This is a genomic window from Streptomyces sp. NPDC045695 (assembly GCF_056432025.1).
Genome location: NZ_JBWKJU010000003.1, coordinates 393,915 through 412,939, shown reverse-complemented (window position 1 = coordinate 412,939; position 19,025 = coordinate 393,915). Strand labels below are relative to the sequence as shown.

Genomic DNA, 19,025 nt, shown 5'->3' with positions numbered 1-19,025 from the left:
GGGGTCGCCTTTGCCGTAGGGGGAGAGGAGGCAGCGGGTCTGTCAGCCGGTCTTGGCGAGGGCGGCGCGCAGGTGGCCCCCCGAGGCGCTGAGGAGTTCGGCGGCTCGGCGGCCGTCGACACCGCCGAGGATGACGAGGACGGCGTTCTTGACCTCGCCGTCCGTGGCGCTCAGCGCGGCCTCGATCTCCTCGTCGGGTGCGCCGGTGGCCAGCGCCACGATGCGGCGGGCGCGGGCGCGCAGCTTCTCGTTCGAGGAGCGCATGTCGACCATGAGGTTCCCGTACGTCTTGCCCAGACGGATCATCGTGATCGTCGAGATGAGGTTGAGGACGAGCTTCTGGGCGGTGCCCGCCTTCAGGCGGGTGGAACCGGTGAGCAGTTCGGGCCCGACGACGACCTCGATGCCGTGCTCGGCGGCGGCCGCGAGCGCGGAACCGGCGTTGCAGGACAGGCCCACGGTGAGCGCGCCGTGCGTACGGGCGGACGCGACGGCGCCGATCGCGTACGGGGTGCGGCCGGAGGCGGAGATGCCGATGACGGTGTCGTCCGGGCCGATGCCGAGCGAGCTCAGGTCCTCGGCCGCCAGCTCCGCGGAGTCCTCGGCGCCCTCGACGGACCGCACCATCGCGCCGGGGCCGCCCGCGATCAGGCCGATGACCTGGGCGGGGTCGGTGTTGAAGGTGGGCGGGCACTCGCTGGCGTCCAGGACGCCCATCCGGCCGGCGGTACCGGCGCCCGCGTAGACCAGCCGCCCGCCGCGGGCCATCCGTGGCGCGATGGCGTCGATCGCGGCGGCGATCCGCGGCAGCTGGCGGGCGACGGCGGCCGGGACGGTGGCGTCCTCGGCGTTCATGGTGCGGGCGATGTCGAGGGTGGAGAGCCGGTCGATCTCGGCGAGTTCGGGGCGGAAGGCCTCGGTGGTGAGGGTGGCGAGCTGGGCGCGCAGTTCGGCGTACGCGGTCATGCAGGCTCCTGGGGGTCGGGGTGGGGGGTGCGGCTGGGGTGGTGGCGGTGGCGGTGGGCGAGGGCCTCGTGGGTGGCGGCGAGGGCGGGGGCGGCCCGCTCGTACGTCCGTTGCGCCACGCCGACGAACAGGCAGTCGGTGACGAGGAGCTGGCCGGTCCGGCCGGCCAGGGCGGCCGGGCGCAGCCGGGTCTCGCGGGTGGCGGGGGTGGTCAGGACGAGGTCGGCGTGGCGGGTGACCGGGCTGTCCGGGCGGGCCGTGAGGGCGATGGTGGTGGCGCCGCGTGCGGAGGCGGTGCGCAGCGGCTCGATCACGTCGTCGTCGTCCGTGGCGCCGGAGTGGGTGAGGGCGACGGCCACGTCGCCGGGACCCAGCTGGACGGCGCCCGTGACGGCCAGCTGCGGATCGCTGTGGGCGTGGGCGACCACACCGATGCGCAGCAGCTTCTGGGCGAGGTCCTGGCCGACGAGGGCGCAGGCACCGACGCCGTAGACGTCGATGCGGCGGGCGGTGGCGAGGGCGGTGACGGCGGCGGCCAGCTGGGTGAGGTCGAGCCCGGCGGCGGTGTCGGTGAGGGTCCGCGCCCCCTCGTGGGCCAGCTTGGCGACGACGTCGGCGAGGGGGTCGTCGACGGCTATGCCGACGGTGACGGCGGCCGCGTCGACGGGGACACCGGGTGGGGGTGCGGGCGCGGGCGCGGCGCCGGATTGCGGCACGGATTGCGGCACGGATTCCGGCCGGGTGGCGAGGGCGGCCAGGGCCGCGAGGGCGAGGCGCAGGTCGCGGTAGCCGGCGTAGCCGAGGAGGCGGGCGGTGCGGACGACGGTCGCCTCGCTGGTGCCGGTGCGCTGCGCGAGGGCGGTGACGGTGAGCCGGGCACAGCCCGCCGGATCGGAGGCGACGGCGTGGGCGACGGCCTGCGCGGAACGGGTCAGGGAGGGGGCGAGGGCGCGGATGCGGGCCGGGAGCGCGGAGGGGGACGGCGGGAGCTGCCCGCCGGGGCCGCGAGGGGCGGGATCGGCCGGTTTGGACGTTTCCTTCGCTTTCCTGCTCACCTGTGAAATCTATTTTCAGGCGTGCGCGCGGGCAATCCGCCATTGGGTCGGGTCCACAATGGCCCCATGGACCACGCGACCCCCCTGGAACAGGCGCTGCATGTCGCCCGTGCACTGGTTCTCGCCGATCTCGCCGCCGGTGAGGTCGCCGAGGCCGATGTCGTCTCCCTCGTCGAGGACTCGGTCACGCACCGCCGGTGGTGGGTGGAGCAGTGGCCGGACGGGGTCGACTACCTTCCCGGACTCGTCGCCCAGGACGTGCAGGACGCGCTGCTGCACAAGTACGGGCGCTGGCCGCTCTGCCCGGTCTGCGCCCACGGCGAGCCGCACGCGCTGGACGTCGAGCCGGAACTCGGACCCGACCCGCACTGGGTGTGCTCGGAGGCGGGCGTGAAGGTGGCGGCGGTCGGCGGCCTCGGCCCGGTCCTGCACCGGTGACCGTCTACATAGACCCGCCGACCTGGCCGGGCCACGGCCGCATGTGGTCGCACCTGGTCAGCGACGTCTCGTACGAGGAGCTGCACGCCTTCGCCGCGAGCATCGGCTGCCCGCCGCGGGCCTTCGAGCGGGACCACTACGACGTGCCCTCGTACCGGTACGCCGACGCGGTCGCCGCGGGCGCGGTGGAGATCGGCAGCAAGGAACTCGTCCGCCGCATCACGGAGGCGGGGCTGCGCCGCCCGAAGGGCCGCCCGCAGGTGTAGACGGCTTGAGGACCGCTCAGGACCGCTCAGGACGGCTCAGGACCCCTCAGGACGGCTCAGGCGCGCGCCGTTTCCTGCGCCGCCGTGGCCGGGCCCGAGGCGACCACGCGGGTCACGCGGGGGTGCGTACGGCGGTCCAGGCGCAGGGCCAGGGCCGTGAGGGTGATCGCGGTGAAGGTCATGGCGGCGCCCGCCCAGGCGGTGGCGGAGAAGCCGAGGCCCGCGTCGATGACCGTGCCGCCGAGCCAGGGGCCGCCGGTGTTGCCCAGGTTGAACGCGGCCGTGGTGGTGGCTCCGGCCAGGGTCGGGGCGGCGCCCGCGACGTTGAACATGCGGGCGTTGAGGGCGGGGGCGGTGAAGAAGGCCGAGACGCCGAGCAGGAAGGACAGGGCGACCGCCGCAACCTGGGCGGACGCGAGCAGGGCGAGTGCCGTCAGGAAGACCGTCGAGGCGGTGATGCCCCAGATCATCACGCCGAACAGGTGCGCGTCCGCGACCCGGCCCCCGACGGTGGTGCCGACGAGCGCGCCGACGCCGAAGAGGGCGAGGATCCAGGGGACCCAGCGGGAGTCGAGCCCGGCCACGTCCGTGAGCAGCGGTGAGAGGTAGCTGAAGGCGCAGAAGACGCCGCCCGCGGCCAGCGCCGTGATGCCGATGGCGAGCCACACCTGGCGGTCGCGGTAGATGCGCAGCTCGCGGCCCAGGGAGGGCTTCTCGGTGGGCAGCGGGATCTTCGGGATCAGCGCGAGGATGCCGACGAGGGCGACCGCGGAGGCCGCCCCGACCGACCAGAACGCGGAGCGCCAGCCCAGGTGCTCGCCGAGGAAGGCGCCGGCGGGGACGCCCAGGACGTTGGCGATGGACAGGCCGCCGATCATGACGGCCATCGCGCGGGCCCGCTGGTCCTTGTCGACCATGGCGATGGCGACGGCCGCGCCGACGGCCCAGAAGCCGGCGCAGGCCAGGGCGGAGACCACGCGGGAGGCGAAGAGGAGCTCGTAGGAGGGGGCCAGCGCGCCCGCGACCTGTCCGAGGCCGAAGAGGCTGATCAGCGCGATGAGGGTGGTGCGGCGCGGCAGGCGCAGGGTGGCCACGGCGAGCAGCGGCGCTCCGACGACCATGCCGATCGCGAAGGCCGATATCAGCAGGCCGGCCTGCGGGATGGTCACGTCCATGTCGTCGGCGATGGGCGGCAGCAGCCCGGAGAGCATGAATTCGCTGGTGCCGAGCGCGAAGACGGAGAGGCCGAGGATGTAGACGGCGACGGGCATGCGGGGACGGCGTACGGCATCAGCGGGCATGACTGTCTCCAACCACGGCGTGCGCGATCACATTCCCCGCATGTCAGGACAGGCCGGAGAGCTCCGCGCTGAGGTTGGCCCGGGCCGGGGCCTCCCAGTGCGTGGCGCCGTAGGGGGTGCGGAAGAGCCGGGGCAGGTCGAGCAGCTGGCGCAGGACGGCGGCGCGGCCGGCGCGGAAGGCGTCGTCGGGGACGAAGCCGTACTCGGCGCGGACGGCGGCGGCGTAGGCGGCGTAGGCGTCCGGCGGCCCGGCCAGGACGGCCAGGTCGGCGTCGCACAGGGCCTCGCCGTTCGTGTCGCCGGGGGCGGGGTCGTGGGTGACGGTGAGCCGGACCAGGCGGGCCACTTCGGCGGTGCGGGCGGGGCCGATGCCCAGCTCGGGCAGGGCGCGCTCGGCCAGGGCGGCGCTGCGCTCCTCGTTCTCGGAGCGGTCGGGGCGGTAGACGGCGTCGTGGAACCAGGCCGCCAGCTCGACGGCGGCCGGGTCCTCGGCGTGCGGCGCCAGGACGTCGATCCGCGCCAGTACGTCGGCCAGGTGCGCGGTGGTGTGGTAGCGGCGCTGGGGCTCCGCCCAGGCGGTGAGGAGGCGCTCGGCGTAGGGGGCGGGATCGCGGTCGGCGGGGGCGCCGGCGGCGGTGACGGTCGCCCGCCAACGGGCGTGGAGCCGCGCGGTGTCGGTGTGCGGGGTGCCTGTGTCCATGGGCACATTGTGGGGTGGCGTGATTGTGCTGGTGAAGGGCGGGAGGAGCCCCGTACCCTGGATATTGGACTAGACCTATTTCAAGACCTATTTCGAAGACCCATTCCGACAGACCCAATGTCCCTACCGGACGACGAAGGACGGCAACGAATGAGCAACCGTGCGCTCCTGGAGGTGATCGCCCTCGACGTGGAGGACGCGGTCGCGGCCCAGGCCGGTGGGGCGGACCGACTGGAGCTGGTCACCGACATCGCCGCCGACGGGCTGACCCCGTCGCGCGAGACCTTCGCGGCGATCCGGGCCGCGGTCGACATCCCGCTGCGCGTGATGCTCCGCCTGTCCGACGGCTTCGCGGCGGGCGACGCCGACGCGGTCGCCGCACTGGTCCGGGCGGCGCGGGAGCTGCGGGCGGAGGGGGCGCGGGAGTTCGTCCTCGGCTTCCTGACCCCGGACGGCAGCCCGGACCTGGCCGCGGTCGAGACGGTCCTGGCGGAGCTGGACGGCTGCGCCTGGACCTTCCACCGGGCGATCGACCGCGCGGCGGACCGCGACCAGCTGCGCAAGGCCCTGGCGGATCTGCCCGGGCTGGACACGTACCTGACGGCCGGGTCGGCGGCCGGGGTCGACGAGGGCCTGCCGGTGCTGCTGGCCGAGGCGGCGCGGCAGGGCGAGCCGGGGTACCGGGCGCGCATCCTGGTCGGCGGCGGCCTCACGCTCGCGCACCTGCCGCGGCTGCGCGGGGCGGGCATCGACGCCTTCCACATCGGCGGCGCGGCCCGCCCCTCCGGGTGGAACCGCCCGGTCTCGGCGGATGCGGTCGCGGAGTGGCGGGCCGCGCTGGGCTAGGCCTGGTCAGCGCATATCCAGCCCCTCCGGGCGGGGGTTCGCGGGCGGCCCGTCTCGGCCGCGGCGGCCGCCGCGTGGCGGGCGGTCTTGGGCCAGCGCATATCCAGCCCCTCCGGCGTTTGAGGAGCGGGGGTTCGGGGGCAGCGCCCCGACCCTCGGCGGGCAGGCAAAGCTCCGAGCTCGGGCGGTCAGGTCAGCGCCCCCGGCCCCGGGCGGGCAGGCCAGGCTCCGACCCCGGCCGTCAGGCCAGCGCCTGCGGGAGCGGGGCCGCGTGGAGCAGGGTCAGGCCCGAGACAGCGCGGGTGAGGCAGACGTACAGGCGGCGCAGGCCCGTCCGCTCGTCCGGCTCGCCGTCGACGATCGCCGCGGGCTCGTCCAGGACCACGTGGTCGTACTCCAGGCCCTTGGCCAAGGAGGCCGGCACCAGGGTCAGCCGGGACTCCGCCGTCGTCTCCTCGCCGGGCGACAGGTACGCCAGCCCCGCCGCCCGCAGGGCATCGGCCAGCACCGGGATGCGCGCGTCCGCCGCGATCAGGCCGATCGAGCCCTCGTGGGCCAGGGAGGCACGGCAGGCCTCGACCACCTCCACCGTCAGGTCGGCGGAGGTGGTCGGCGAGATCCGCAGCGACCCCGGCGCCTCGCGGACCGAGGAGACCGGGGCCAGCCCCGGGGAGATCGACGGCAGCAGCCGGGAGGCGTACGCGATCACCTCGCGCGGCACGCGGAAACCGGCCGTCAGCTCCTCCACCACCGCCTGCGGCTTGCCCAGGTGCGCGAGGGCCTCGTCCCAGCTGCGCGTGGCCCACGGGGTGGTGCCCTGCGCGAGGTCTCCCAGTACCGTCGCCGAGCCCGTCGTGCAGCGCCGTCCCACCGCCCGGTACTGCATCGGCGACAGGTCCTGCGCCTCGTCGAGGACCACATGGCCCAGCGAATGCGTCCGCTCCACCAGGTCGGCCGCCTCGTCGATCAGGACCAGGTCCGCCGCCGACCACTTCGCGGACTTCACGCTCCGGAAGGGCTTCGGCCACAGCAGGAGCTTCTGCTCGTCGTCCGAGAGGAGGCCGTCCGCATGGGCGGCCAGGAAATCGGGGTCGGACAGGAGCCGCAGCACCAGCTTCGCCGGGTCGACCGGCGGCCAGATCTCCTTCACCGCCGCCTTCACCGCCGCGCCCCGGGCCACCGCGTCCTGCACCCGGTCGTCGGGGGCCTCGCCCGCCTGCTCCATCCGTACGAGCACCGCGTGCGCGATCCGCTGCGGCAGGGCCTCGCGGGCGGCGCCGTAGCGGATGTCGCGGACCTGGAGCTCCTCGACGATCTCGGCCAGCTCGTACGCGGGCACCCGCCAGCGGCGCGAGCCGCGCACCACCATGAGCGGCTCGGTGGGCGCCGTCACATGGGAGCGGACCGCGCGGCGCAGCACCTGCGCCATCCGGGCGTCGCCCTTGACCACGGCGGTTTCGGCCGGGTCCGTGTCGCGTACCTCCAGGCCCTCGCGGGCGACCAGGTCGTCGACGGTGGCCTGCTTGACCTCCAGCTCGCCCAGGGCGGGCAGGACCTGCTCGATGTAGTGCAGGAAGGAACGGTTCGGCCCGATGACGAGCGTGCCGGTGCGGGCGAGGCGGTCGCGGTGCGCGTACAGCAGGTACGCGACCCGGTGCAGGCCCACGGCCGTCTTCCCGGTGCCGGGGCCGCCCTGCACGCAGACGGAGCCGGACAGGCCGGAGCGGACGATCTCGTCCTGCTCGGGCTGGATCGTCGCGACGATGTCCCGCATGGGGCCGACGCGCGGGCGCTCGATCTCCTGCTGGAGCAGCTTGCTGACGGCGGCGGCCTCGGAGGGGTCGCAGAGGTGCTCGTCCTCGTACGCCGTCAGCTCGCCGCCGGTGTAGCCGAAGCGGCGGCGCAGCGCGACGTCCTGCGGGTCGGTCCTGGAGGCCCGGTAGAACGGCTGCGAGACGGGCGCGCGCCAGTCGATGACCATCGGGTCGCCGTCGGCGTCGTGGACGTGACGACGGCCGATGTACAGGGGCCCATTGGCTGCCTCGGGCTCCGCGCGGCCGGGGGCGTGCAGATAGTTCAGGCGGCCGAAGAAGAGCGGGGTGTGGGCGAGGTCGGCGAGCGCCTTGATGCGGTCGTCGATCTGGGCCTTCAGGACGGCCGCGTTGACCCAGTTCGCGGTGACGTCGCGGATGTCGAGGGACTCGACGTCCGCGCGCATGGCGCGCAGCGCGGAGCGGGAGGCGGTCAGGTGGGCCCGCTCGCGGGCGAGCGGGTCGTCGTGCGTGGTCTCGGGGGCGTGCGCGGGCACGGGACTGCCTCCAGCTGCTGGGTGCGGAACAGATGGCCCGCCGGTTTCCGGCCGGTGGGCGGCTCTCCCCGATGAGGCGGCGGGAGGCGGCAAGAGCGGAGATTCTAGCCACGCCGACGGGGCTGCGCGAATGAATTCCGGGCGCGGCAGGGGGGTCGCGAGTCCCTCCCGACCGGGACCTCCGTACGGGTGTCATACCCGGGGGTGTGATACCTGCGGCAGAGCCACTAGGGGGTGGCATGGGCCGGGAGGAGGAGGCGGGAGGCCTTGATGTTCCGCCCGCAGAGCGATGCGACGGGCGGGCCGCGCACGCACCATGGATTCATGAGCACCGCAACCTTCACCCCGATCCAGGGCGGCCGCCCTCGCGGCGCCACAGCCCTCTCCGACTCCCGCCCGGGCCACGGCTTCGGCGGCGTCCTGCGCGCCGCCAAGGTCTTCGCGGCGGCCGCCGTAAGCGTCGTCGTCCTGGGCGAATACGCGGAAGACGCCGGCGTCATACGCCGCTAACCCGGCCGCCGCGTACCCGCCGCCCTGCGGGCTGCCCCCCGGCGCCTGCCCGCGCACCTGCGGGCGCCAGCCCACGACCTGCCCGCCGCTGCCCGCCACGGCCGCCGCCTACCCGCCGCCCTCCGGGCGCGACCGCCCGGCGCCTGCCTGCGGCTCTGCGGGCGACCGCCCGGCGATTGCCCGATGCTTGTCCGCCCACTGTCCCGGCGCTGCCCGCGACCTGCGGGCGACTGTCCGCCGACTGCCTGCTGACCTCCCGCCGCCTACCCGCCGCCCTGCGGGCGGACCGCCTACCCGCCGCCCTGCGGATCTGTGGGCGACTGCCCGGTGCTTGCCCGTCGAGCGCCCGCTGACCGTGCGGCGCTTGCCCGCTGACCTGCCGCCGACCGCCGCCGACCGCCGTCGACCACCGACGACCACCGACGACCACCGACGGCCGTTGGCCGAACTTCTACCGCCATAGGACCTGCGCGGTGGGGGTGATGATCCACTAGGGTCACGCGCGTGACTCGGAGTCCCGCGCCCAGGCGTTCGCCGTCGTTTCTCAGCTGTGTGCTGGTGACGGGCTCGCTGCTCGTGTGGGGCGTGCTGTGCATCGCCCTGCGGATTCCTATGGCCGACGCGCTGGTTCACGGCTTCTCCGCCGCCGAGTGGCGTCCGCCCGCCACCTATCCGCCCTTCGCGGCGATCCTGTTCACGCCGGCCGCCTGGCTGCCGACCGGCGTGCTGAAGGCCGTGCTCGTCATCGGCAACGCCGGCCTGCTCGCCCTGCTGATCACACTGTCCTGCCGTCTCGCGGGACTCCCGCCCAGGCCCGGTCCCGTCCTGGCCGCGACCATCGCCGGGCTGTGGCTGGAGCCCCTGCTCCAGGCCCCGCTGCCCGCCCAGATCAACATCACCCTGGCCTGCCTGGTCCTGTGGGACCTCGACCGTCCCCGGTCCGCCCTCGGCAAGGGCTTCGCGCTGGGCGTCGCCGCCGGGATCACGCTGAGCCCGGCGGCGATCGCCGCGTACCTGCTGCTGACCCGCCGCGTCCGGGCCGGACTGACGGCGCTGGCCGCCTTCGCCGGTACCGCCCTGCTCGGCCTGCTCGTGCTCCCGGAGGCCTCCGCCGAGTTCTGGACCCGCCACCTCCCGGCAGCGGGCCACGCCCTGCTGCTGGACTGGCCGACCCTCTGGGTCTGGTGCGTCCCGCTGCTGGCGGTCCTGATCGCCCGGGGCACCGCCCGGGGCACCGCCCGCGGCACCGCCCGCGGCGCGGTCCCGCGTCAGTCCGCGGCCAGCAGCTCGTCCGCGTCCATGATCCGGTAGGCGTAGCCCTGTTCGGCGAGGAAGCGCTGGCGGTGCGCCGCGAAGTCCTGGTCGATCGTGTCGCGCGCGACGACCGAGTAGAACCGCGCCTCGTGGCCGTCCGCCTTCGGACGCAGCACGCGGCCCAGCCGCTGGGCCTCCTCCTGCCGGGAGCCGAAGGTGCCCGACACCTGGATGGCGACCGTGGCCTCCGGCAGGTCGATGGAGAAGTTCGCGACCTTCGACACGACGAGCACGCTGATCTCGCCCTCGCGGAAGGCGTTGAAGAGCTTCTCGCGCTGCGCGTTGGAGGTCTCGCCCTTGATGACCGGGGCGTCCAGGTGCTCGCCGAGCTCGTCGAGCTGGTCGATGTACTGCCCGATGACGAGGGTCTGCTCGCCCCGGTGCTTGCGTACCAGGGCCTCCGTGACCTTCCGCTTCGTCGCCGTCGTCGCGCAGAAGCGGTACTTCTCCTCCGTCTCGGCGGTCGCGTACGCCAGCCGCTCCGACTCGGTGAGGTTCACGCGGACCTCCACGCAGTCCGCCGGCGCGATGTAGCCCTGCGCCTCGATCTCCTTCCACGGAGCGTCGAACCGCTTCGGGCCGATGAGGGAGAACACGTCCGACTCGCGGCCGTCCTCACGCACCAGGGTCGCGGTCAGCCCGAGGCGGCGCCGCGCCTGGAGGTCGGCGGTGAACTTGAAGACCGGCGCGGGCAGCAGGTGCACCTCGTCGTAGACGATCAGGCCCCAGTCGCGGGAGTCGAAGAGCTCCAGGTGCGGGTAGACGCCCTTCCGCTTGGTGGTGAGGACCTGGTACGTGGCGATCGTGACCGGGCGGATCTCCTTGCGGGTGCCGGAGTACTCGCCGATCTCCTCCTCCGTCAGCGAGGTCCGCTTGACCAGCTCGTGCTTCCACTGGCGCGCCGAGACGGTGTTCGTCACCAGGATCAGCGTCGTCGCCTTGGCCATCGCCATGGCACCGGCGCCGACCAGCGTCTTTCCGGCGCCGCAGGGCAGGACGACCACACCCGACCCGCCGTGCCAGAACCCCTCGACGGCCTGCTGCTGGTAGGGCCGCAGCGCCCAGCCGTTCTCGGCCAGGTCGATCTGGTGCGCCTCGCCGTCCACGTACCCGGCGAGGTCCTCGGCCGGCCAGCCCAGCTTGAGCAGCGTCTGCTTGATCTGCCCGCGCTCGGAGGGGTGCACGACCACGGTGTCGGGGTCGAGCCGGGCCCCGACCAGCGGCGTGATCCGCTTGGACCGCAGGATCTCCTCCAGCACGGGGCGGTCGGTGCTGGTCAGTACCAGCCCGTGCACCGGGTGCTTGGAGAGGGTGAGGCGGCCGTAGCGCGCCATGGTCTCGGCGACGTCGACGAGCAGCGCGTGCGGGACCGGGTAGCGGGAGAACTCGACGAGCGCGTCGACGACCTGCTCGGCGTCGTGCCCCGCGGCCCGGGCGTTCCACAGGCCGAGCGGGGTGATCCGGTAGGTGTGGATGTGCTCGGGAGCCCGCTCCAGCTCGGCGAAGGGGGCGATGGCGCGCCGCGCGGCTCCGGCGAGCTCGTGGTCGACCTCGAGAAGGAGGGTTTTGTCGCTCTGGACGATAAGAGGCCCGTTCACGCACGTCCCTTTCCGGCGGTGAGACGGCCACCCGGGCGCGGGCGGCCAAACCTCCAGTCTGCCGCATCGCCGAGCGGGCGGGGTGGTTCTGTGACGCGGGGCCTCCGGGACCGTGCGCGGACCGGGTGCGTAGGGTCCGGGGATGAGTGAGGACCGGCAGTGTTTCGTGCCCGAGGACTTCGAGGTGCCGCGCGCCTTCGTCGCGGACGGCTTCCGGCTGGAGGCGCTCGGGGAGCGGCACAACGTGCGCGACCTCGCCGCGTGGAGCGGGAGCATCGCGCACATCAGGGCGACGCCCGGGTTCGTGGGGCGGGGCTGGCCGCCGGTGGACGGGATGTCCGCCGAGGCCAACCTGGCCGACCTGGCCCGGCACGCCCGCGAGTTCGAGGAGCGGGTCGCCTTCGCGTACAGCGTGCTGGAGGGGGACGGCGACGGCGACGTCATCGGGTGCCTGTACATCCACCCGGCGCGCGAGACGCCGGGCCGGGTCCAGGTGAGCTCCTGGGTGCGGGCGGACCGGGCCGCGCTGGACGGGCCGCTGTACGAGGCCGTGGGCCGCTGGCTGCGCGAGGTGTGGCCCTTCGACGGCGAGCGGATCGACTACGCCCCGAGGTGAGGCAACGGCCCCGAGGGGTACGGGGTTTCCACCGGCAGCAAGGCGTGCGCGGCCGCGTGCTCGCCGGCGCGGACCAGGCCGTGGATCTCCCGGGCCAGCGGGGTGACGTCTCGGATGGACACCGTCCACTCGTCGGCGTACGCGCGGGAGGCGGGGCCGGACAGGCCCAGCTGGAGCGAGCGGTGGGGCAGCGGGTTCAGGTGCAGGTCGCGCTCCGGGTCCCACTGGACGCGGGCGGGCGCCTCGCGCAGGGACGCCTTCCAGGCGGCCTGGTCGGGGTGGGTGCCGGGCTCGTAGTGCGAGAGGCAGGCCTCGCGCAGGGCCTGGTCGAAGCCCGCGCGGGTGATCTCGATGGCCAGGACGGTCTCCTGGTCGGTCTTGGTCGCCCAGCCGCAGCGGTACATCATCCACAGGAACGAGGGCTTGATCCACGTCATGCGCTCGCGCTTCCAGGCGGGCGGAAAGCGTCCGTCCCGCGCGGCGGGGTCCCCTAGGCGGGGGGCGTAGGCCTGGTAGACGGTGAGCGTGGTGGGGGTGTGCGGCGCGGATCTGGCGGGCGGGTATGGAGTGCGTGGCTTGCGTGGCTTGCATGGCTTGCATGGGGCCAGGGTGGGGCGCCGGGGGGTCGGCTGGCGACCGGTTTTCGGGCGCGGATGCCATGCCGTGCCGGTGCGGTGCGGGTGCCGTGCGGGTGCGGCGCCGTTGCTGGGGCTCCGCCCCAGACCCCGCGCCTCAAACGCCGGCGGGGCTGGATAAGCGGCGCCGTTGCTGGGGCTCCGCCCCAGACCCCGCGCCTCGAACGCCGGCGGGCTATATGTGGTCCTCCGCGAGTTCGGCCACGCCCGTGATGCGGTGGAGGGCGTACGTGCGGACTTCGTCCGCCGTGTGGTCGTAGCCCGTTACGAAGCCGCCCTCCACGCGGACCGGGGCGATGACCCGCTGGCTGGCCGCGCCGTCCGCGTTGACGTAGCCGATCCAGACCGCCGAGCCCGTCAGGGCCGCCGCCTGGACCGTGGCCAGGGTCTCCGCCGCGCTCGTGCGCGGGAGTTCGCCCGGGACGGCCGCCGTCGCCGACGCCGACGCCGGCTCCTTGCGGACCGCCGTCGCCGCCGCGTCGCCCGCGCGGATGGCTCGTACGGCCGCCCCCAGGAGGGTGTCGTCCGGGACCGGGGGGCCGTCCGGGACCGGTACGGGTGCCGTGCGCGGCGGGGCGCGGTGGGCGTCGGCCCGGGAGACCAGGACGTCGCCGGTACGGGACTCCGCGGCGGGCGCGTAGCCCATCGCCCGCAGCCCGTCGAGGAGGGCGGTGGGTTCGGCCTGGGCGGCCAGGACGGTCGGGGCGAGGCGGCGCAGGCCCAGCCCCGCCGAGCGCTTGTCGGCCAGGATCTCGCCCAGCATCGCGTCGTCGTCGCAGCGCACGTACGCGGACGCGGCGCCGACCCGCAGGTGGCCGTGGCGCCGGGCCACGTCGTCGATCAGGTAGGTCAGGGGCTGCGGGACGGGGGTGCGGCTGTGCTCCTTCAGGAACGCGTGCAGGTCGGCGGCGGCGTGGCCGGCGTCCAGGGCCCGGCGGACCGAACCGGGCGTGAACCGGTACACCGTCGCCCCGCCCTTCGACTCCACGTCCGCGAGCACCGCCAGGGTGTCGCCGAGCGGGCGGCGCAGCGGGCCGGGGGCCACCGCCGTCAGGTCGGCCTGGAGCAGGACGTGGTCCACCGGCTCGGGCAGGAGGGGGGCCAGCAGCGGCGCCGGGTCCTGGTGGGCGAGCAGCGCGCGGCCCGGCCCCGACAGGGCGCCGCGGCCGGTCACGCCGAGCACCTCGGCCTCGGTCAGCGTCCAGCGCGCGAGGCGGGCGCGCAGATCGCTCGTACCGCGGACGGGACGCTCCCACGCGAGCCGGGCGAGGACCGCGTCCGGGTCGGCGGCCGCGCCCTCGGGCAGGGCGGCGAGCAGTTCGAGGACGCGCCGGCGCACTTCGGGGGCGGCGGAGCGGTCGAGTTCGGGGCCGAGCGCCGAGAGCGTGCGCCCCTTGGAGTCCTGCTCGCCGACCAGACCGGCCGTGCGGGTGGCGGGCAGCCAGGCGGTCACCAGCGCCGACCACCGCTCGGGCGGGGCCAGTTCGCACCAGTCGTCGAAGGCGGGGGTGGGCGCGTACCGCTCGTCCGCCTCCCCGTCGCTGGCCAGCAGCCCGGCCGCGTAGGCGAGCTCGACCCAGAACGCCGCCTGCGGCTCGGACACGTCGAGCGTGACCGCGGCGCGCTTGAGGTCCCGTACGGACAGGCCGCCCGCACGCAGCACCGGCGGGCCGGCGTGCTCCCAGGACTTCACCAGCTCCTCGACGGTGGACAGCGCGGCCAGCGCCTGCCCGGCGGCGTTCGCGTCCACAGCCTGTGGACGGTGTTCGCGGTGCGCGGGCACCGGCGGAGGCACCGGCGCGGTGTCCCGGTGCGCGAGGCCGCCGCGCAGGTGCAGCGCCACCTCGCGGGGCAGGACGACGGTCCGCGCCGTGGCGGGCAGCAGCAGCCCGCGGTCGCGCAGCCAGCGCACCGGCGGCGTCGGGTTCGGGGTCACCTCGCCGTACGGCGGCCCCCACACGAGCCGGCCCAGCACCTGATGGGCCTCCGCCGGGGCCTCGTCGAGCAGCGCCGACATCCGCTCCGGGTCGGTGAACAGCCCGGTCAGCGCGGTCACCGCGGACACCGGGTCATGGGTGGCGGGCAGCCCGGCGGCCGCCACGATCTCCTGGACGCGGGTCGGTGACATCCCGGCCGTGGCCTCGGCGACGGTGGGCCCCAGGCCGGTCGGGGACGGCCGCTGGGCGGAGGGCGCGAGCAGCTCGCGGGCGGTGCGGACCAGACGCAGCCGGTCCTCGTCGCCCCACACCAGGGCCTGGTCGCGCAGGGTGGCCACGGCCCGGGGGAGGGCGGCGCGGGCCCGCTCGTCCTCGCCGCCGGTCAGCAGCGACTCCAGTACGGGGTACGGGCACGGGTCCGGGGCCACGGCGAGGGCCTCCGCCGTCTGCAGCGTGAACCGGTCCAGGCGCTCCAGCGCCCGTACCACCGAGGCCCGGGTCCCGGCGCGGGTGGCCAACTGGGTGATGTCGCCGGGCACCGGGCTGAGCAGGTCCGGGCGGGCGTGCAGCAGCGCCGACAGGGCCGCGTCGTCGCGGGCGCGCAGCGCCTCGGCGAGGGAGCGCGGGGCGCTGGTGCCGGTGCCGGTGCCGGCGCCGGTGGACGTGCCGGATGTGCCGGACGTGCCGGGTGTGGCGGGTGTGCCGGGTGCGGCGGATCCGGCGGATCCGGCGGATCCTCGCGCAGTGCTTGGCTCGGGCACGGTCGCCTCCTGGTCGCGTCGGCCGGTCAGTCTGCCGGTCAGTCGGCCGGTCCCCATCCGGTCAACGGTATCCGCTGCGCCCGCAGCAGCTCCACGGGCGCACGCGCTACCTTCGGTTCGGGGCGTACGGGAGGAGCGTGGGCGTGGGGATCGAGAGCGACCATCTGGTCTACGAATATCTGAGCCGTGTCGGGGACTTGGCGCAGCAGCGGCACCTTTCCTCCGGGGACCGGATGCGGCTGGTGGCGGGGCTACGGGACGAGATCGACCGTCGGCGCGCCAAGTACGACCCGGACACCCCGGCTGCCGTACGGCGCATCCTGGAGCGCATCGGCACGCCGGAGGAGGTGCTGGACACGCACGGGGGGCGTGCGGGGAAGGCGAGCGCCGCGGCTGCCGGTGCCGGTGCCTCGGCGGGTGGGCGTGCGGGTGCGGTGGTTCCGGCCGTGCCGGCGCAGCGGGGGCCGGCGGGGCCGGAGAACGTGCCGCCGCACCTGGCCGGGCTGGACGAACTCGGGCCGTCCGGTGGGGCCGAGCCGGACTGGTGGCGGGTCTCCGCCGCGGCGTACGGGGCGGGGCCGCAGGTGGAGGGCTTCGCGGGCGGCATCGAGATGCCGGAGCCGCGGTTCACGGCGGGGCCGGAGGAGGACGAGGACGCGCCGTCGCAGCCCGGGTCAGGCCCGGCCGGGGCTGAGGAGGCGCGCGGGAAGACCCTCGTACGGTTCCTGCGCGAGCGGCGGCGCGCGAAGAAGGAGGCGGCGGCCGCGGCCCCCGAGGCGGCGGCCCCGGCGCGCCGGCCGCGCCCGAACGCCTTCCTGCTGCTGGCCGCGGCCGTGCTCGTCGTGGGCGTGGTCAGCGGGTACTGGCTGGTGCTCGTCGTGGGCTGGCTCCTGCCGTACGCGTCGCGCGTGCTGGCTCCGGCGGAGCGCAAGTGGGCCGTCTTCGGGCCGCCGGGCGTCGTCCTCGCGGGGTCGGCGGTGTGGCTGTGGGGCCGCATGAACGGCAAGTGGGGGGCGAGCCTGGCCGACGAGCAGCTGAGCGGGGCGCTGCACGGGATGGGGCCGTGGGTCCTGCGGGGCGCTGCGCTGGCGTCGGTGCTGTACCTGGTGTGGCGGGCCCGCCGGTAGCCCGGGGCACTCGGCCGGTGGGGCGCGGGGTGCGGTGCCGTTGCCGGGGCTCCGCCCCGGACCCCGCGCCTCGAACGCCGGCGGGGCTGGATGCCGCGCCTCGAAGGCCGGCGAGGCTGGAAGTGCGGACGCGTCAGCCGCCCGGGACGATCGTCTGGGGCTTCTCCAGCGGGTTGCTGTCGGCTGTCTTCACCAGGTCCAGGAAGGCGGGAGACTTGGCGAGCTCCAGCAGCTGGTCGTTGGTGACGGGCGCCGAGGTGTTCGAGGCGACGTCCGGGTTGAAGGACAGCTGGACGTTGCTGTTGCCGTAGCGGAAGAAGAGCCGGCTCCCGGTGAGCGTCGCGGAGTCCATCGGCATGGTCGCCGCGTTGGCATCGATGCCGCCGGGCAGGGTGGCCTTCTTGCAGGTCTGGCCCTTGATCTCGCGGCAGGGCTGGGGGGCCTCGTCCGACGGCCGTACCGAGAAGATGACGACGAACGTCTTGCCGTCCTTGGTGGCCCGGTATTGCCGCACGTTGAGGTCGGTCCGCTGCACGGTGCCGACCGTCGGCGGCAGCAGATCCTGGAGCACGCCGACGGCCTGGTTCTGGAAGTTCTCCTGCCGAGCCCGTTCGGCGGGCGGCAGGTCGGCCATCGACGATTCGCCCGGGGTCGGTTCGATGTGGACCGGCGGCTTCGGTCCGGAGGCCGACGGCGACGCGCCCAGCTCGATCACCGTGGGCGTCGCCGGGCTGTTGCCGCCGACCGGCGGCGCGATGGCCCCGGCCACGGCGATGGCGGCGACGGCCAGGACCCCGCCGCCGATCGCCGCCCGGATGCGCGTCTTGCGGCGTCGGCCCTGGGCGCGGGCCGGGCCCACCAGGTCGGGCACCGGGGGCAGTTCCGCGGTCGCACGGTCCATCGCGTCACGGACCAGCACCGCGGCCTCGGCGTCCGCGTGGTCTTCGTTGGTACCCATGGCGTCTCCTCAGTTCTCGGTGGCGTACAGGTGGGCCTCGCCGAGCTGCGTGCGCAGCTTCGCCAGGGCGCGCGAGCACTGGCTCTTCACGGTTCCTTCGCTGCACCGCAGCAGTCCGGCGACCGTATCCACGCTCAGGTCCTCCCAGTAGCGCAGGACGACCATGGCCCGGGCCCGCGGCGGCAGTGCGGCCAGGGCGGCGAGCAGGGTGACGCGCAGGTCGGCGTGTTCGGGCAGCCGCGGCGGATCGGCGTGCGTGTGGGCCAGGAGGTCCCGCAGCCGCCGTCGTCGCTCGGCGAGGAAGGTGCGGGTCAGCACGGTTCTGGCGTACGCGTCGGGATGATCGGCGGCGGACACCCGCCGCCAGTGCTGGAACAGCTTCGCGAGCGTCGTCTGGGTCAGATCCCGGGCGCCCTCGGCGTTCCCGCACAGCAGGTACGCCGTCCGGTACAGCTTGCGCTGACTGGCCCGGGCAAAGGCCTCGAAGTCGTGCTCGGTGCCTGGTGGCATCCGCCCTCCCCTTCACGATCGTGTCTCTCATCCCTGTCCTGAGTGCCGACGCACCGAAAAGGTTGAGGACGGATGTGAAGGATCTCCGGGTGCGACGGCCGGCTCTGCCCCGGGCCTCGGCACAATGGCGGATATGAATCTCACCGTCGGTTTCGACCTCGACATGACCCTCATCGACTCGCGTCCGGGCATCAAGGCCGCCTTCCTGGCGCTGTCGGCGGAAACGGGTGCGTTCATCGACGCCGACGCAGCGGTCAGCCGGCTGGGTCCGCCGCTGGACCAGGAGCTCGCGCACTGGTTCCCGCAGGACCAGATCCCGGCCGTAGCCGACCGGTACCGGGAGATCTACCCCACCCACGCCATCGCGCCGAGCCCGGCCATGCCGGGTGCCCGCGAGGCGATCCGGGCCGTCCAGGCGCTCGGCGGCCGCGCGATCGTCGTCACGGCCAAGCACGAGCCCAACGCCCGCCTGCACCTGGAGCACCTGGCCATCGAGGCGGACGCGGTCATCGGCTCGCTGTGGGCGGAGGCCAAGGCCGGTGCGCTGCGCGAGTACGGCGCGCAGGTCTACGTCGGAGACCACGTGGGCGACGTACGCGGCGCCCGTACGGCCGGTGCGCTGTCGGTGGTGGTGCCGACCGGGCCGTGCCCGGAGCCGGAACTCAGCGCGGCGGGCGCGGACGTGGTCCTGCCGGACCTCACCGCGCTGCCGCAGTGGCTCGCGCAGTACGTCGCCGCCCTGCCCGGGCCCCGGCATGCACAGGGCGCCCACGAGACCCAGGGCACCCCGTAGGGCTAGGCCGTCTCTTCCGGATCTTGTCGGTTAAGCCGGTGCCGGACGACGCGGGCCCGGCAAGATCCGGAAGAGACGGACTACGCCTGCGAGGCGCGGGCCGCCTTGCGCTGCGCCGCGGCCGAGCGGAGGACGCCCGCCGCGGAGATGGCGAAGCCGACGCCCATGAGCATGCACACGGCCCACGCGTACGACGGGAAGGGGTCGGTGTCGAGGAACAGCGGAGCCATGGTCGCCAGTGTGGCCACGGCCCCGGCGATGAACACGATGCCGCCGGCCTTGACCAGCCCGTCGCCGGGCCGCGCTTCGTCGCAATCAGGAGTAACAGTCACCCGACCAGGGTAGTTCCTGGCCGAAGGCAGCCGACGGTGAAGGACCGGGGAACG

The 19,025-nt window shown here is 74.7% G+C and carries 19 protein-coding genes; 8 read left to right on the top strand and 11 right to left on the bottom strand.

Annotated elements, in window-relative coordinates; genetic code table 11:
* Positions 1–42 precede the first annotated feature (42 nt).
* The gene (gene murQ / locus AC07DU_RS08200; protein ID WP_479110285.1) at positions 43–966 is read right to left on the bottom strand and encodes an N-acetylmuramic acid 6-phosphate etherase; all 924 of its coding nucleotides are present in this window, start codon (positions 964–966) and stop codon (positions 43–45) included.
* Positions 963–2,021, bottom strand: coding sequence for a MurR/RpiR family transcriptional regulator (locus AC07DU_RS08195; RefSeq protein ID WP_479110283.1), 1,059 nt, complete (start codon positions 2,019–2,021; stop codon positions 963–965). The genes murQ and AC07DU_RS08195 overlap by 4 nt, the downstream gene beginning before the upstream one ends.
* 66 nt (positions 2,022–2,087) lie before the next feature.
* On the opposite strand from AC07DU_RS08195, the gene AC07DU_RS08190 reads away from it, so the two are divergent.
* Together AC07DU_RS08190 and AC07DU_RS08185 are read left to right on the top strand one after the other, a co-directional pair.
* Entirely contained in the window at positions 2,088–2,459 is a 372-nt protein-coding gene (locus AC07DU_RS08190; RefSeq protein WP_360894002.1) for a hypothetical protein, read from the top strand.
* Complete coding sequence (locus tag AC07DU_RS08185; RefSeq protein ID WP_360893999.1) at positions 2,456–2,725, top strand: DUF4031 domain-containing protein; 270 nt, start codon at positions 2,456–2,458, stop codon at positions 2,723–2,725. The genes AC07DU_RS08190 and AC07DU_RS08185 overlap by 4 nt, the downstream gene beginning before the upstream one ends.
* A 56-nt stretch (positions 2,726–2,781) precedes the next feature.
* Here AC07DU_RS08185 and AC07DU_RS08180 read toward each other — a convergent pair whose 3' ends face one another.
* Together AC07DU_RS08180 and AC07DU_RS08175 are read right to left on the bottom strand one after the other, a co-directional pair.
* Positions 2,782–3,996: a Cmx/CmrA family chloramphenicol efflux MFS transporter gene (locus AC07DU_RS08180; protein WP_479110441.1), complete on the bottom strand. Its 1,215-nt coding sequence runs from the start codon at positions 3,994–3,996 to the stop codon at positions 2,782–2,784.
* Positions 3,997–4,069: 73 nt separating this feature from the next.
* Complete coding sequence (locus AC07DU_RS08175) at positions 4,070–4,726, bottom strand: HD domain-containing protein (protein ID WP_360893996.1); 657 nt, start codon at positions 4,724–4,726, stop codon at positions 4,070–4,072.
* A gap of 150 nt (positions 4,727–4,876) precedes the next feature.
* Here AC07DU_RS08175 and AC07DU_RS08170 point away from each other — a divergent pair, with 150 nt between their 5' ends.
* Positions 4,877–5,572, top strand: a complete 696-nt coding sequence (locus AC07DU_RS08170) for a copper homeostasis protein CutC (protein WP_479110280.1) — start codon at positions 4,877–4,879, stop codon at positions 5,570–5,572.
* Positions 5,573–5,813: 241 nt separating this feature from the next.
* Here AC07DU_RS08170 and AC07DU_RS08165 read toward each other — a convergent pair whose 3' ends face one another.
* Positions 5,814–7,880, bottom strand: coding sequence for a HelD family protein (locus AC07DU_RS08165; protein WP_479110278.1), 2,067 nt, complete (start codon positions 7,878–7,880; stop codon positions 5,814–5,816).
* A gap of 324 nt (positions 7,881–8,204) precedes the next feature.
* Between AC07DU_RS08165 and AC07DU_RS08160 the strand changes: the two genes are divergently transcribed.
* Positions 8,205–8,390, top strand: coding sequence for a hypothetical protein (locus AC07DU_RS08160; protein ID WP_360893990.1), 186 nt, complete (start codon positions 8,205–8,207; stop codon positions 8,388–8,390).
* A gap of 504 nt (positions 8,391–8,894) precedes the next feature.
* On the top strand, positions 8,895–9,701 hold the full coding sequence (locus AC07DU_RS08155) for a glycosyltransferase 87 family protein (RefSeq protein ID WP_479110276.1): 807 nt from the start codon (positions 8,895–8,897) through the stop codon (positions 9,699–9,701).
* Here AC07DU_RS08155 and AC07DU_RS08150 read toward each other — a convergent pair.
* Complete coding sequence (locus AC07DU_RS08150; protein WP_360893984.1) at positions 9,659–11,302, bottom strand: DNA repair helicase XPB; 1,644 nt, start codon at positions 11,300–11,302, stop codon at positions 9,659–9,661. The genes AC07DU_RS08155 and AC07DU_RS08150 overlap by 43 nt on opposite strands.
* A 142-nt stretch (positions 11,303–11,444) precedes the next feature.
* Here AC07DU_RS08150 and AC07DU_RS08145 point away from each other — a divergent pair, with 142 nt between their 5' ends.
* Complete coding sequence (locus AC07DU_RS08145; RefSeq protein ID WP_479110273.1) at positions 11,445–11,918, top strand: N-acetyltransferase; 474 nt, start codon at positions 11,445–11,447, stop codon at positions 11,916–11,918.
* Here AC07DU_RS08145 and AC07DU_RS08140 read toward each other — a convergent pair.
* Together AC07DU_RS08140 and AC07DU_RS08135 are read right to left on the bottom strand one after the other, a co-directional pair.
* Positions 11,903–12,526 carry a DUF4291 domain-containing protein gene (locus AC07DU_RS08140; RefSeq protein WP_479110439.1) on the bottom strand — a complete coding sequence of 208 codons (624 nt, stop codon included), beginning with the start codon at positions 12,524–12,526 and terminating at the stop codon, positions 11,903–11,905. The two genes, AC07DU_RS08145 and AC07DU_RS08140, sit on opposite strands and share 16 nt — an antisense overlap.
* A gap of 202 nt (positions 12,527–12,728) precedes the next feature.
* Entirely contained in the window at positions 12,729–15,308 is a 2,580-nt protein-coding gene (locus tag AC07DU_RS08135) for a helicase-associated domain-containing protein (protein WP_479110271.1), read from the bottom strand.
* 86 nt (positions 15,309–15,394) lie between these two features.
* Here AC07DU_RS08135 and AC07DU_RS08130 point away from each other — a divergent pair, with 86 nt between their 5' ends.
* Entirely contained in the window at positions 15,395–16,378 is a 984-nt protein-coding gene (locus AC07DU_RS08130) for a hypothetical protein (RefSeq protein ID WP_360893970.1), read from the top strand.
* Between the two features lie 133 nt (positions 16,379–16,511).
* Here AC07DU_RS08130 and AC07DU_RS08125 read toward each other — a convergent pair whose 3' ends face one another.
* Both AC07DU_RS08125 and AC07DU_RS08120 read right to left on the bottom strand, forming a co-directional pair.
* Positions 16,512–17,336 (bottom strand): hypothetical protein, encoded by an 825-nt coding sequence (locus AC07DU_RS08125; RefSeq protein WP_479028928.1) that lies wholly within the window; start codon positions 17,334–17,336, stop codon positions 16,512–16,514.
* 9 nt (positions 17,337–17,345) lie between these two features.
* Complete coding sequence (locus AC07DU_RS08120) at positions 17,346–17,846, bottom strand: SigE family RNA polymerase sigma factor (RefSeq protein ID WP_479110269.1); 501 nt, start codon at positions 17,844–17,846, stop codon at positions 17,346–17,348.
* 133 nt (positions 17,847–17,979) lie between these two features.
* Between AC07DU_RS08120 and AC07DU_RS08115 the strand changes: the two genes are divergently transcribed.
* Positions 17,980–18,639, top strand: coding sequence for an HAD family hydrolase (locus tag AC07DU_RS08115; protein ID WP_479028924.1), 660 nt, complete (start codon positions 17,980–17,982; stop codon positions 18,637–18,639).
* Between the two features lie 80 nt (positions 18,640–18,719).
* Here AC07DU_RS08115 and AC07DU_RS08110 read toward each other — a convergent pair whose 3' ends face one another.
* Positions 18,720–18,971, bottom strand: coding sequence for a hypothetical protein (locus AC07DU_RS08110; protein WP_361952903.1), 252 nt, complete (start codon positions 18,969–18,971; stop codon positions 18,720–18,722).
* Between the last annotated feature and the right edge of the window lie 54 nt (positions 18,972–19,025).

Coding starts and splice junctions, on each gene's coding strand:
- murQ (WP_479110285.1), bottom strand. CDS start 966: ATGACCGCGTACGCCGAACTGCGCGCCCAGCTCGCCACCCTCACCACC.
- AC07DU_RS08190 (WP_360894002.1), top strand. CDS start 2,088: ATGGACCACGCGACCCCCCTGGAACAGGCGCTGCATGTCGCCCGTGCA.
- AC07DU_RS08180 (WP_479110441.1), bottom strand. CDS start 3,996: ATGCCCGTCGCCGTCTACATCCTCGGCCTCTCCGTCTTCGCGCTCGGC.
- AC07DU_RS08175 (WP_360893996.1), bottom strand. CDS start 4,726: ATGGACACAGGCACCCCGCACACCGACACCGCGCGGCTCCACGCCCGT.
- AC07DU_RS08170 (WP_479110280.1), top strand. CDS start 4,877: ATGAGCAACCGTGCGCTCCTGGAGGTGATCGCCCTCGACGTGGAGGAC.
- AC07DU_RS08160 (WP_360893990.1), top strand. CDS start 8,205: ATGAGCACCGCAACCTTCACCCCGATCCAGGGCGGCCGCCCTCGCGGC.
- AC07DU_RS08145 (WP_479110273.1), top strand. CDS start 11,445: ATGAGTGAGGACCGGCAGTGTTTCGTGCCCGAGGACTTCGAGGTGCCG.
- AC07DU_RS08135 (WP_479110271.1), bottom strand. CDS start 15,308: ATGGGGACCGGCCGACTGACCGGCAGACTGACCGGCCGACGCGACCAG.
- AC07DU_RS08125 (WP_479028928.1), bottom strand. CDS start 17,336: ATGGGTACCAACGAAGACCACGCGGACGCCGAGGCCGCGGTGCTGGTC.
- AC07DU_RS08120 (WP_479110269.1), bottom strand. CDS start 17,846: ATGCCACCAGGCACCGAGCACGACTTCGAGGCCTTTGCCCGGGCCAGT.
- AC07DU_RS08115 (WP_479028924.1), top strand. CDS start 17,980: ATGAATCTCACCGTCGGTTTCGACCTCGACATGACCCTCATCGACTCG.